The following is an 11671-nucleotide window of genomic DNA, read 5'->3' as shown; positions in this document are numbered from 1 at the left end:
TTATGAACATATAAGTCGGAACCGGCGATCCATTGGTCGTATACGACGACTCCCCCGCTGGCGGGGCCTGCGGGGGAGTCGCTTGATGCAGGACAGGTTCAGCTGCGCGCAGGAATCGCCCTGGCCAGGAACCAGCCGACGACCATTGCCACCAGCATCGCCACCAGTGGCAGGGTCAGACCGGCGATGGAGGCGATCGCCGGGCCTGGGCAGTAGCCGGAGAGCCCCCAACCGATGCCGAACAGCGCCGAGCCGCCGATCAGCCGGGCGTCGAGATCCTGGCGGGTGGGCAGCTGGAAGGCTTCGGCATAGATCGGGTTGGGACGCTTGAAGACCAGGCGGTAGCCGATGAAGTTGGTCACCACGGCACCGCCGAGCACGAACATCAGGGTCGGGTCCCAGGCGCCGGCGAGGTCGAGGAAGCCCAGCACCCGCGCCGGGTCGGTCATGCCGGAAACGGCAAGCCCCAGGCCGAAGATCAGCCCGGCGATATAGCCCATGAGCGTTTTCATGCGCCACCTCCGATCACGTGCCGAACCACGAAGACGGTGACGATCGCCGCCACCAGGAAGGTGAGGGTCGCCACCATCGAGCGCACCGAGAGCCGTGACAGGCCACAGACTCCATGGCCGCTGGTGCAACCACTGCCCAGGCCGGTGCCCAGGCCTACCAGCAGGCCGGCGACGAGCATCAGCAGCACACCGCCGGCGGGTTCACCGATCACCTCTCCGGCGGCACCCGCCACATTGCCCAGGCCGCCGCCCAGCAGCATCACCACGATGGGACCGCTGATCAGGCCAAGCAGGAAGGTGAGGCGCCAGGCGCTGTCGCCCTTCGGCCGAGCGGTGATCAGGGTGCCGATGATGCCGCTGATGCCGGCGATGCGGCCCAGGGTGGCCATCAGCCATGTGGCAGAGAGGCCGATCAGCACGCCGCCGGCCAGTCCCTGCAGGGATGAACTCCAGTCCACACTTTCTCTCCTTTAAAAAACCTTGGGTAAGTCCTTCAGGGCAGCCGTGGATGCGGCTGTGCCTCGTCGTCGAAGGTCGCGCCCGGCACGGCGCCCAGCTGCATCTCGGCGCAGCGCCGCGACAGGCGGCCGTCGCCGACGCCGCGCAGCTCCTGCCAGGCATCGAAAGTACTGAGAAACACCTTGCCGGTCATCTCGTGACAAAACTCGGTGTGTTGCAGGCGATCCATCACCGGGCCCTTGACCTCGGCCAGGTGCAGCGCCACGCCGGAATCCTTGAGGCGAGCGTTGATCGCCTCCAGGCTCTCCAGCGCCGAGGCGTCGATGATGTTGACCGCCTGGCAGGCCAGCACGATGTGCTCGAGTCCAGGCTGGCGGGCGGCCAGCTCCATCACGGTGTCTTCCAGATAACGCGCATTGGCGAAGTAGAGGCTCTCGTCGACGCGCAGGATCGTCAGGCGCTCGTCGGTCTCCACGCGGTGGCGCTGCACATTGCGGAAGTGCTCGGTGCCCGGCACGCGACCCACCACGGCGCTGTGGGGCCGGCTGGTGCGATAGAGATGCAGCGCCAGCGACAGCCCCACGCCGACCATGATACCGCTCTCCACGCCATGGCCCAGGGTGACGGCGATGGTGGCCAGCATGGCGGCGAAATCACCCCGCGAATAGTCCCAGGTGCGCTTGATCGCCGCGAAGTCGACCAGCGACAGCACCGCCACGATGATGGTGGCCGCCAGGGTGGCGATGGGCAGATAGGCAATCAGCGGAGTGAGCAGCAGTGCGGCCACGCCGATGCCTACCGCGGTGAAGGCACCGGCGGCCGGAGTCTCGGCGCCGGCGTCAAAATTGACCACCGAACGCGAGAAGCCACCGGTGACCGGCATGCCGCCGGTCAGCGAGGCGGCGATGTTGGAGGTGCCCAGGCCCACCAGCTCCTGGTCGGGGTCGATGCGCTGGCGGCGCTTGGCGGCCAGGGTCTGGCCCACCGACACCGACTCCACGAAGCCGACGATGCTGATCAGCAGCGCGGCCACGAACAGCTGGCTCCACAGGCCGCTGTCGAAGCCGGGCAGGGTCAGCGGCGGCAGGCCGGCAGGCACCGCGCCGACCACCGCCACACCGTGCTGGTCCAGCCTCAGCCCCCAGCTGGCCAGGGTGGTCACCGCCACGGCGAGGATCGGCGCCGCCTTGGTCAACATGTCCGCCGGGCGCGATGGTACGCCGAGCCGGCGCAGGGTGGGCTTGAGCCAGCGCCGCGCGGCGTAGAGGAAGGCCAGCACTCCAAGCCCGATCACCAGGGTGGGCAGATTGACGCTGCCCAGCTGGCCACCCAATCCGACCACGAGCTCCAGCAGATTGTGGCCGCTCGCCTCGACGCCCAGCACATGCTTGAGCTGGCTGGCGGCGATGATCAGTCCCGAGGCGGTGATGAAGCCCGAGATCACCGGGTGGCTCAGGAAGTTGGCCAGGAAGCCCAGCCGCGCCACGCCCATCAGGGTCAGGATCAGGCCCGACATCAGCGCCAGCACCAGGGCCGCACCGAGATACTCCGGCGTGCCCTGGGGCGCCACCTGCCCCACCGCTGCCGCAGTCATCAGCGACACCACCGCCACCGGCCCCACGGCCAGGGTGCGGCTGGTGCCGAACACCGCATAGACCACCAGCGGCGTGATGCTGGCATAGAGCCCCACCTCGGGTGGCAGCCCGGCCAGCATGGCGTAGGCCAGCGACTGGGGGATCAACATGATGGTAACGATCACCGCCGCCAGCAGGTCGCTGGCCAGGGCGCTGCGACCATAGTCGGGCAGCCACTGCAGGATCGGCAGATAGCGTTTCGGGTTCATCTCAACGCTGCCCGGCGGCGGCTTCCAGATGCGGCCGATGCTCTTCCAGATCATGGCCAGCGGCCCGCGCAGCGGCCAGCAGCGCCGGGATATCGCAGCTCTCGCCCTGGCTGCGGGCACGGGCCCACAGGTGCACGGCACGCTTGCCGGTCTTGCAGAAGGCCAGGATCGGTGCCGGCAGTGTCTCCAGTGCCTCGCCGAAGGCGGCGATGTCCTCCTCCGAGTATTCGCCCGGTATCACCGGGATGCAGCGCCACTCGAGGCCGAGCTCGGCGGCACGCGCCTTGAGGGGACGGTCATCGGGGTGGTCCTCGGCCTCGCCAGGGCGGCGATTGCAGATCACCGAGCGGAAGCCGCGGCGGGCGACCTCGTCGAGATCTTCCGGGCTGACCGCGTCGGTGATGGCGAAACCGGATTCGAGCTGATGAATCTGCATATCGACTGTCTCCTGAGCCTTCAGAACTTGTTGATCGGCACCTTGAGGTAGACCTGGCCGTTATCCTCGGCAGGGGGCATCTCACCGGCGCGCATGTTCACCTGCACCGAGGGGATGATCAGCCTCGGCATGCCCAGGGTGGCGTCGCGCTCGGTGCGCATCCTGACGAATTCCTCCTCGGCGATGCCCTCGTGGACGTGGACATTGTGGGCGCGCTGTTCGGCCACCGTGGTCTGGTGCTGGTACTCATCGCGCTCCGGCGCCTTGTAGTCGTGGCACAGGAAGAGGCGCGTCTCGTCGGGCAGCGACAGCACCTTCTGGATGGAGCGATAGAGGGTGCGCGCGTCGCCGCCGGGGAAGTCGCAGCGGGCGGTGCCGTAGTCGGGCATGAACAGGGTGTCACCGACGAAGGCGGCATCGCCGATCACGTAGGTCAGGCAGGCCGGCGTATGGCCAGGGGTGTGCAGCACCCGCCCTTCCAGGTTGCCGATGGTGAAGGTGTCGCCCTCCTCGAAGAGGCGGTCGAACTGACTGCCGTCACGGGCGAACTCGGTGCCGGCGTTGAAGGCCTTGCCGAAGACGTCCTGCACCACGGTGATATTGGCGCCGATGCCGGTCAGCCCGCCCAGCGTCTCGTGCAGGTAGGGGGCGGCAGAGAGGTGGTCGGCATGCACGTGGGTCTCGAGGATCCACGCCACCTCGAGGCCGTTGTCGCGTACGAAGGCGATGATCTCGTCGGCGGAGCGCACGTCGGTGCGCCCTGCGGCATAGTCGAAGTCGAGCACCGAATCGAGGATCGCGCAGGCGTTACTGTCTGGATCCTGCACCACATAGCTGAAGGTATTGGTGGGCTCGTCGAAGAAGTGGGTCACGATTGGCTGGGACATGGGAAACAACCTCCATCGGATGTCGCTGGCCGGAGTATGGAGACAGCATAGCCGAAAACATGTTCTAAGAATAGAATATTTAGCTATATAGGGGTCCCACTACCCTCCTCCACGGCACGAGCCCCGGCGGCAGGGCCTTCGGGGCTCGTTGTTCCAGCGCTGCCGTACGCCTACTCCCAGGCAGCTCCTTCCAGGGCATCCAGGGGGATCTTGAGGTAGCGCTTGCCGTTGGCCTCAGGCTCGGGCAGACGCCCGCCACGGGTATTCACCTGGAGCGAGTGCAGGATCAGCTTGGGCATGGGCAGTTCGCTGTCGCGCTGGTCGCGCATCACCGTATAGTCATCCTCGGTGACGCTGCCTGCCAGATGCTTGTTGGTTTCGCGCTGCTCACGCACCGTGCTCTCCCACTCCGGCTCGCGACCATCGGGCATGTAGTCGTGGCCGGTAAACAGCCGGGTGTCGTCGGGCAGTGCCAGGATCGCCTGGATGGAGCGCCACAGCTGGTGGGCATCGCCGCCGGGGAAGTCGGCCCGGGCGGTGCCGAAGTCCGGCTGGAAGAGGGTGTCATGGACGAAGGCCGCGTCGCCCACCACATAGGTGATCGAGGCCAGGGTATGCCCCGGCGAGAACATCACCCGCACCTCCAGATCGCCGATGGCGAAGGTGTCACCCTCGGCGAAGAGGCGGTGCCACTGGGAGCCATCGGCAGGGAAGTCGGGCCAGTGGTAGATCTTCTTCCACAGCTTCTGCACCTCCACCACCTTCTCGCCGATGGCAGTGGGCGCCCCGGTCTTCTCGCTCAGGTATTGCGCCGCCGAGAAGTGGTCGGCATGGGGGTGGGTATCGAGCACCCACTCCACCTCAAACCCCTTCTCCTTCACATAGGCGAGCAGCTCATCGGCGTGATGGCTGGCGGTGGCACCGGACTTCTCGTCGAAGTCATATACCGGGTCGATGATGGCGCACTTGCCGGTGGCCGGGTCACTGACCACATACTGGATGGAGAAGGTACGCGGGTCGAAGAAGCCGGCGACCTCAGGGCTGCCGGCACCGGTGCTGGGCGAGAGGGCAAAGGTCTGCATGGGGATACCTCCGATAGCGTATTGCGGTGAGTCGACCACCAATTGCTTTATATGGAATAAGCTTAGCTTAAAATGAACTATATGACGATTGTGCCACTGCATGGGGCCGATAGCCCTTCCGCGACAACCTCCGCAGGGGAGAACCAACGCACGGCGCCCGCGACCTGAAGGCCGCGGGCGCCGCGATTCGAGAGCCGGCTATGGCCGGCGGTGACTATTTCTTCAGCTTGCAGGTATTCACGCCCAACAGCTTGTAGGCCGGGCAGAAGTTGAACAGCCCGGTGGCCAGCGGTACCACGCCGATCCAGCCCCAGGCACCGATGGTGCCGGTCAATGCCAGCAGGATCAGCACGATGCCGACCACGATACGGGCAATCCTGTCGATACCACCTACGTTACGGGTCATGGCGTTCTCCTCGATGCTTGGGAGCAAAAGTTGCTTGGATTCAGAAGGTAAAGACCGGAACACTCGGGTCACGCATCAGCTCGGCGATCGGGCCCGGTGCGGCGATGCCCACCCCCTCGCGCAACACCTCTTCACCATAGTCGCGGTTGGGCAGATAGATGGCGCAGACGTCCACCTGAGCGCCATTACCCATCAGCATCTGCATGATGCCCTCGGGGGTCACCTGACCGGCGGGGTTGCTCGGCGGTGTATTGATGGGCTGGGCGCTCTGGTAACCCTCTACTGCCAGGTCACCGGCCTGGTCGCAGAGCAGCAGCTGGAGGTCGGTGCCCTGCTGCTGCATGGCATTGGCGAGGATCATGGCCATGCCCTGGGTCTCCAGGGAGTCACTGGTCAGGATCACCAGCGCCTTGTCATCCATTGCCTTGCCTTCCTCGGCCTCGCCACCGTGGTTGTCGGCCAGGGCGTTGGCACCAAAGGCAATGGCACCCGTGGCCAGCGCCACACTCAGGGTCGTCTTGAAACTCATGTTCTGCTCCTTGCTTGGGTCGAAGACTTGCGTGGAAATCTCTTGGCGGAAACGTCTTGCCCGGAAGCGCGGGCAGGCCACCAGAGCCCCACCCGCGTGCCGATCATCCGGTTACTCGGCAGGCTGCCAGGCAACCTCGGGGTCGATCTCATAGCTCCAGGGTAGCCCGGAGTTACGCCAGCCGTTCACCGCGCGCACGCCCTTCGAGTCGCCCTCCTCGAGCTTGCCTCCCTCGAAGCCATCGGTCACCGAGTAGACCTCGCTGAAGCCCATCTCGGCGATGGCGTCGGCGGCCGGCGCGCTGCGGGTGGAGCCCGAGCGGCACATGACGATGATCGGGTCATCCTCGGCCACCCCCAGCGCCTCCAGTTCGGCGCGCATCTGCTCGGCGAAGTCCGGGTTCTTGACCATGGGCCAGGTCCTGGCCTCGGCGTCAAAGCTGTCGCGGTCGGCCAGCACCCAGGGCACGTGGATGTCGGTGGGCTCAGCGAAGCCGGTGAACTTGATCTCTACCGGGTCACGCACGTCGATCAGCACCGCCCGCTCGTTCTCCTGCATCAGCTCCCAGGCCTCGGCGGCGTTGACGTAGAGCCCGAGCGACGTCTCGCGATAGGCCTCGGCCTCCTCGGCGAAGGCCGGCCCACCCGCCAGCATGGCCGCCATGACAGAGCCCGCCAGCAGAGTCTTCATCGCTGCTTTCATAACCGCTTCCTCTAACGCTATGACATAACTCAATGTTAATCCCAGCGTAGTCCAGAAGCTGCCGCGTCGGCATGAGGCATGTGGCCGCACCTTGATGTGTATCAACAGGAATGCAGCCACCCGGGCGCGGGACAACGTGCCGCAGCCAGAACGTGTGTGAAAAGGGCATCATGCACCGAGGTCAACGACACCACTGGCGGAGGCACGCATGTCCCGAATCTGGCAATGGATCACCCTGCCCTATCGGCGCTACCCCTTGTTGACCGGCATCCTGATGCCGCTGGCACTGGTGGTGGCCTTCATGTTCGGGCCTGACCTCATGAAACCGGAGCCGGAAGCGGTGGACCCACTGGGCCGAACGGCGCTGACCCTGGCCGCCGAAAATGGCGAAACCGAGCGGGTATTGGCGATGCTCGACGACGGCACCGCGGTGGATGCCAGCGACCGCTGTGGCTGGACAGCCCTGATGAAGGCCGCCGCCAACGGCCATCTGGAAATGCTCGAGGCGCTGCTGGCCCGCGGTGCCGATACCAAGCACCGCGACCAGGCCGGTTACACGGCGCTGCTGGTGGCGGTGGTCAACAACCAGGAAGCCACCAGCCGGGCACTGCTTGCGGCCGGCGCCGATGTCGATGCCGTGGATGACGAGGCGGGCTGGTCGAGCCTGACATGGGCCGCCAAGGATGGCCGCCCGGAGCTGGTCGAGCTGCTGCTGGCGCAGGGTGCCGACCCCGCCCATGTGGCCGGCGACGGCACCACACCGCTGCAGTGGGCGCGGGAGAATGGCCACACGGAGATCGCCGCGCGCCTGGAAGCCGCCGGCGCCGGCAAGTAGCCCGTCTCAGGCCGGTTCGGCCGGCCCGAACAGGCGATCCGAGAAGCGCACGTACCAGGCCGCGGATTGCACCTGGATGATATAGGCCAGGGCGATCAGCAGGGCAGCGTCGGTTCCGGCCTCGCCGAAGGCGTTCATCGCCAGCGCCAGGGCGATGGAGAGGTTGCGCATCACCGTGCCGTAGACCAGGGCGATGCCGTCGCCCCGCGAGAGCCAGGACCGGGCCACCAGGGTGCTGATCAGGTAGTTGACGGCGTAGAGGATCAGCAGCGGCACGGCGATATCCAGCAGCAGCCCGGGACTAGCCAGCAGGTCGTCGGCCTTGAGCGCCATGGCCACGAAGACGATGCCCAGCACCCCCAGGGTGGAGAGCGGCGGAAAGCGCGGCGCCCACTGCTTGCGAAAGCCCTCGGCGCCATGGCGCTTGATCAGGAAGTGTCGCGTGAGCTGGCCGGCCAGCATGGGAATGCCCACCACCAGGATGATCTGGCGGAACACCGCCACCAGATCCACCGGGATTGCCGCCCCCATCAGCCACTTCACGTAGATCGGCGTGGCCAGCGAACCCAGGATCAGACCGACCACGGTCATCTTCACCGCCGCCGGCAGGTTGCCGCGCGCGAAGCCGGTCCAGGAGATGGTCATGCCGCTTGTGGGCAGCAGTGCGGCCAGCAGCAGCCCCAGCCCCAGGTAAGGCTGGTCGGCAAACCACCACAGGCCCAGCCCGAAGGCCACGAAGGGGATCACCGCGAAGTTGATCAGCTGGGCCAGCCCCTGGGCGCGGCCGTCGCCGCCCATCAGCAGTTCACGCAGGCGCAGGTTGACCATCATCGGGTAGATCATCAGCAGGGTCAGCGGTATCACCAGCATCGAGAGCCAACCCACCGGCGCCATGGCACCGAAGGCCAGCCCCAGCAGCAGGGTCACCGGTATCGCCACCACGAGATTGCGCGTCAGCGCCTGGATCACACCCATCATGCTCATTCCTCCCGCTCCATCGATACCGTCACGCTGCGCCTCCGCCCGCGTGACGACAAGACGGCAGGTTGTCGCGGCAACCTAGAGCTCGATGCGATCACCGTAAGCGGGAATCTCCGCCTCGATCTCGCTCTCGGCCAGCGCCGCCTGGAGCACCTTCTGGGTCTCGGGCTCGCCATGCACCAGGTAGAAGCGCGGACGATTTCGGAAGGCCCCGGCCCAGCCGATCAGCTGACTCTGGCCGGCATGGGCCGAGAAACCACCGATGGTATGCACCTTCGCCTTCACTGCCAGGTCGTGGCCGAACACGCGGATACGCTCGGCGCCGTCGACGATCTGGCGACCGATGGTGCCACCGGCCTGGAAGCCGACGATCACCAGCCGGGTGGCGGGTTTCTCCAGGTTGTAGCGGAAGTGGTGGACGATACGCCCACCGTTGCACATGCCCGCACCGGCGATGATGATCGCCCCGCCGTGGATGCGGTTGATGGCCATGGACTCCTCCACGGTGCGGGTCATGCGCAGTACCGGCAGGTACTGGCCGGGGTCGCCGCTGGCCGCCTTGTTGAGCACCTTGAGGTCCTCGGGGTCGAGCGCCTTGCGCGCCCGGTGGTAGAGCTCGGTGACCCGGATCGCCATGGGGCTGTCGAGGAACACCAGCTGCTGGCGAAGGCGCCCCTCGTGGTAGAGCACGCTGAGGTGGTAGAGGATCTCCTGGCTACGCCCCACCGCGAAGGCGGGGATCAGCACGTTGCCGCCATCGGCGTGGGCCTCTTCCAGCACCTTGGCGAACTCCTCTAGGGTCTCCTCCAGGGGGCGGTGGTCACGGTCGCCGTAAGTGCTCTCCATCAGCACCAGGTCGGCCTCATAGAGTTTCTCGGGGTCCTTCATCAGCACCGAGCTGGGGTTCCCCAGGTCGCCGGAGAACACCAGGTGCTTCTCCTGCCCGCCGGAGGGCACATTGAGCTCGACGATCGCCGAGCCGAGGATATGGCCGGCGTCGCGAAACACCAGGGTCACGCCGCCGGGCAAGGTGACCGGCTGGCCGTAGGGGTGGGAGACGCACTGGGCAAGCGTCTGCTCCACGTCGTCGAGGTCGTAGAGCGCTTCCACCAGGGGCCTGTCGTGGCGGCTGCGCCACTTGTTCTCCCACTCGATATCCTTGGCCATCACGAAGGCCGCATCCTGAAGCATGATCTCCAGCAGGTCGCGGGTGCCGCGGGTGCAGTGAATGGGCCCGCGATAGCCCTCGCGCACCAGCCTGGGCAGCAGACCCGAGTGGTCCAGGTGGCCATGGGAGAGCACCACCGCCTCGAGCTCCTTCACCAACTTGCCGAAGGGCTTCTCGTTGGCGCGGTCGGCGTCCGCCCCGCCCTGGTGCAGGCCGCACTCCAGCAGCAGCCGGTGGGGCCCGTTCTCGCCGTCCACCTCGAGCAGGTAGCGGGACCCGGTGACTTCCCCCACCGCGCCCAGAAAGGTCAGTGTCGACATATGCGTGCTTCTCCTTGGCCAGCAGAATTGCCTCTACTTGCAGCATAATGGTTCGGGGCGAGGGTGCACATCCGAAGTTGACGATATGTCATATCGCCCTGCATAAGATGTCATAACGACCACGCCCCGCGCCGTTGTCACGGCGCGGGGCGTGGTTGTCTATCATGGTCGGCCCCGGTGGCAGGAGCCTGTCATCGATCAGCGATAGACCGGGAACTTGGTGCAGACGGTGGCGACCTTGGCCTTGACCTCGGCCTCGATGGCGGCGGAATCTTCGCCCTTGGCCATCACGTCGAGGATGTCGCAGATCCAGCCGGCCAGGTCCTTGCACTCACCTTCACCGAAGCCACGGGTGGTCACCGCCGGGGTGCCGATACGCAGGCCGGAGGTGACGAAGGGGCTCTGCGGGTCGCCGGGCACGGCGTTCTTGTTGACGGTGATATGGGCGCGGCCCAGGGCGGCGTCTGCATCCTTGCCGGTCAGTTCCTGCTTGATCAGCGAAAGCAGGAAGAGGTGGTCCTCGGTGCCGCCGGAGACCACGTCATAGCCGCGCTCGAGGAACACGCCGGCCATGGCCTGGGCGTTCTTGACCACCTGTTGCTGGTAGGCCTTGAACTCGGGGGCCATGGCCTCCTTGAAGCAGATCGCCTTGGCGGCAATGACGTGCTCCAGCGGGCCACCCTGGCTGCCCGGGAAGACGGCGGACTGCAGCTTCTTCTCGATCTGCTCGTCGCCCTCGCTGGAAAGGATCAGGCCTCCACGCGGACCGCGCAGGGTCTTGTGGGTGGTGGTGGTCACCACGTGGGCGTGGGGCAGTGGCGTCGGGTAGACGCCGGCGGCCACCAGGCCGGCCACATGGGCCATGTCGACCAGCAGGTAGGCACCCACCTCGTCGGCGATCTCGCGGAACTTCGCCCAATCGATGATCTGGGAGTAGGCGGAGAAGCCGGCGATGATCATCTTCGGCTGGTGCTCGCGGGCGAGCTTGGCCACTTCCTCGTAGTCGATGCGCCCGCTTTCGTCGATCCCGTACTGCACGGCGTGGTAGTGCTTGCCGGAGAAGTTGGGCTTGGCGCCGTGGGTGAGGTGGCCGCCGGCGTCGAGGCTCATGCCCAGCACGGTGTCGCCCGGCTTGACCAGCGCCTGGAAGACGGCGCCGTTGGCCTGGGAGCCGGAGTGGGGCTGGACGTTGGCGTAGGTGGCGCCAAACAGCTCCTTGGCGTAGTCGATGGCCAGCTGCTCGACGATGTCGACATATTCACAGCCGCCGTAGTAGCGCTTGCCGGGGTAGCCTTCCGCGTACTTGTTGGTCAGCTGGCTGCCCTGGGCCTCCATGACCCGGGGGCTGGCGTAGTTCTCGGAAGCGATCAGCTCGATATGGGCCTCCTGGCGCTGCACTTCCTTCTGCATGGCGTCAAAGAGAGCATCATCGAAACCGGCAATCGTCATGTCACGGCTGAACATCGGCGGGAAACCTCATATCACGGGGGTAAGGTGAATCACGGCATGAT

General features: G+C 66.1%; 13 protein-coding genes. 1 reads left to right on the top strand and 12 read right to left on the bottom strand.

The window, feature by feature from the left end; genetic code table 11:
* Positions 1–98 precede the first annotated feature (98 nt).
* The 9 genes from GRB96_RS05070 to GRB96_RS05030 all read right to left on the bottom strand — a co-directional run bounded on the left by GRB96_RS05070 (position 99) and on the right by GRB96_RS05030 (position 6856).
* A complete protein-coding gene (locus tag GRB96_RS05070; protein WP_161431064.1) occupies positions 99–512 on the bottom strand; it encodes a DUF6691 family protein in 414 nt (137 codons plus the stop codon).
* Entirely contained in the window at positions 509–970 is a 462-nt protein-coding gene (locus GRB96_RS05065; protein WP_161431061.1) for a YeeE/YedE family protein, read from the bottom strand. The genes GRB96_RS05070 and GRB96_RS05065 overlap by 4 nt, the downstream gene beginning before the upstream one ends.
* A 35-nt stretch (positions 971–1005) precedes the next feature.
* Positions 1006–2814, bottom strand: coding sequence for a SulP family inorganic anion transporter (locus GRB96_RS05060; protein WP_161433013.1), 1809 nt, complete (start codon positions 2812–2814; stop codon positions 1006–1008).
* A gap of 1 nt (position 2815) precedes the next feature.
* The gene (locus GRB96_RS05055; protein ID WP_161431059.1) at positions 2816–3250 is read right to left on the bottom strand and encodes a protein tyrosine phosphatase family protein; all 435 of its coding nucleotides are present in this window, start codon (positions 3248–3250) and stop codon (positions 2816–2818) included.
* A gap of 20 nt (positions 3251–3270) precedes the next feature.
* Positions 3271–4137, bottom strand: coding sequence for an MBL fold metallo-hydrolase (locus GRB96_RS05050; protein ID WP_161431057.1), 867 nt, complete (start codon positions 4135–4137; stop codon positions 3271–3273).
* A 170-nt stretch (positions 4138–4307) separates the two neighbouring features.
* The gene (locus tag GRB96_RS05045) at positions 4308–5219 is read right to left on the bottom strand and encodes an MBL fold metallo-hydrolase (RefSeq protein ID WP_161431055.1); all 912 of its coding nucleotides are present in this window, start codon (positions 5217–5219) and stop codon (positions 4308–4310) included.
* A gap of 214 nt (positions 5220–5433) precedes the next feature.
* Positions 5434–5625: a YgaP family membrane protein gene (locus tag GRB96_RS05040; RefSeq protein ID WP_161431053.1), complete on the bottom strand. Its 192-nt coding sequence runs from the start codon at positions 5623–5625 to the stop codon at positions 5434–5436.
* A gap of 40 nt (positions 5626–5665) precedes the next feature.
* A complete protein-coding gene (locus tag GRB96_RS05035) occupies positions 5666–6154 on the bottom strand; it encodes a DsrE family protein (protein WP_170293768.1) in 489 nt (162 codons plus the stop codon).
* A 111-nt stretch (positions 6155–6265) separates the two neighbouring features.
* Positions 6266–6856 (bottom strand): rhodanese-like domain-containing protein, encoded by a 591-nt coding sequence (locus GRB96_RS05030; RefSeq protein ID WP_205743495.1) that lies wholly within the window; start codon positions 6854–6856, stop codon positions 6266–6268.
* Between the two features lie 208 nt (positions 6857–7064).
* On the opposite strand from GRB96_RS05030, the gene GRB96_RS05025 reads away from it, so the two are divergent.
* The gene (locus GRB96_RS05025; RefSeq protein ID WP_161431052.1) at positions 7065–7691 is read left to right on the top strand and encodes an ankyrin repeat domain-containing protein; all 627 of its coding nucleotides are present in this window, start codon (positions 7065–7067) and stop codon (positions 7689–7691) included.
* A gap of 6 nt (positions 7692–7697) precedes the next feature.
* Here the strand turns inward: GRB96_RS05025 and GRB96_RS05020 are convergent, their stop codons facing one another.
* From GRB96_RS05020 to glyA, 3 genes are all read right to left on the bottom strand, one after another.
* Positions 7698–8675: an arsenic resistance protein gene (locus GRB96_RS05020; protein WP_205743494.1), complete on the bottom strand. Its 978-nt coding sequence runs from the start codon at positions 8673–8675 to the stop codon at positions 7698–7700.
* A 75-nt stretch (positions 8676–8750) separates the two neighbouring features.
* Positions 8751–10160, bottom strand: coding sequence for an MBL fold metallo-hydrolase RNA specificity domain-containing protein (locus GRB96_RS05015; protein ID WP_161431050.1), 1410 nt, complete (start codon positions 10158–10160; stop codon positions 8751–8753).
* Between the two features lie 198 nt (positions 10161–10358).
* A complete protein-coding gene (gene glyA, locus GRB96_RS05010; RefSeq protein WP_161431048.1) occupies positions 10359–11624 on the bottom strand; it encodes a serine hydroxymethyltransferase in 1266 nt (421 codons plus the stop codon).
* Between the last annotated feature and the right edge of the window lie 47 nt (positions 11625–11671).

This window comes from Halomonas alimentaria (genome assembly GCF_009902005.1).
GTDB classification, from domain to species: domain Bacteria; phylum Pseudomonadota; class Gammaproteobacteria; order Pseudomonadales; family Halomonadaceae; genus Halomonas; species Halomonas alimentaria.
The sequence above is the reverse complement of the archived record's forward strand: the minus strand, read 5'-3'. Positions and strand labels throughout refer to the sequence as shown.

What these genes read in the sequence shown, in the direction of transcription:
- GRB96_RS05070 (WP_161431064.1), bottom strand. Translation starts at nt 512, where the DNA reads ATGAAAACGCTCATGGGCTATATCGCCGGGCTGATCTTCGGCCTGGGG.
- GRB96_RS05060 (WP_161433013.1), bottom strand. Translation starts at nt 2,814, where the DNA reads ATGAACCCGAAACGCTATCTGCCGATCCTGCAGTGGCTGCCCGACTAT.
- GRB96_RS05055 (WP_161431059.1), bottom strand. Translation starts at nt 3,250, where the DNA reads ATGCAGATTCATCAGCTCGAATCCGGTTTCGCCATCACCGACGCGGTC.
- GRB96_RS05050 (WP_161431057.1), bottom strand. Translation starts at nt 4,137, where the DNA reads ATGTCCCAGCCAATCGTGACCCACTTCTTCGACGAGCCCACCAATACC.
- GRB96_RS05045 (WP_161431055.1), bottom strand. Translation starts at nt 5,219, where the DNA reads ATGCAGACCTTTGCCCTCTCGCCCAGCACCGGTGCCGGCAGCCCTGAG.
- GRB96_RS05040 (WP_161431053.1), bottom strand. Translation starts at nt 5,625, where the DNA reads ATGACCCGTAACGTAGGTGGTATCGACAGGATTGCCCGTATCGTGGTC.
- GRB96_RS05035 (WP_170293768.1), bottom strand. Translation starts at nt 6,154, where the DNA reads ATGAGTTTCAAGACGACCCTGAGTGTGGCGCTGGCCACGGGTGCCATT.
- GRB96_RS05030 (WP_205743495.1), bottom strand. Translation starts at nt 6,856, where the DNA reads ATGAAAGCAGCGATGAAGACTCTGCTGGCGGGCTCTGTCATGGCGGCC.
- GRB96_RS05025 (WP_161431052.1), top strand. Translation starts at nt 7,065, where the DNA reads ATGTCCCGAATCTGGCAATGGATCACCCTGCCCTATCGGCGCTACCCC.
- GRB96_RS05020 (WP_205743494.1), bottom strand. Translation starts at nt 8,675, where the DNA reads ATGAGCATGATGGGTGTGATCCAGGCGCTGACGCGCAATCTCGTGGTG.
- GRB96_RS05015 (WP_161431050.1), bottom strand. Translation starts at nt 10,160, where the DNA reads ATGTCGACACTGACCTTTCTGGGCGCGGTGGGGGAAGTCACCGGGTCC.
- glyA (WP_161431048.1), bottom strand. Translation starts at nt 11,624, where the DNA reads ATGTTCAGCCGTGACATGACGATTGCCGGTTTCGATGATGCTCTCTTT.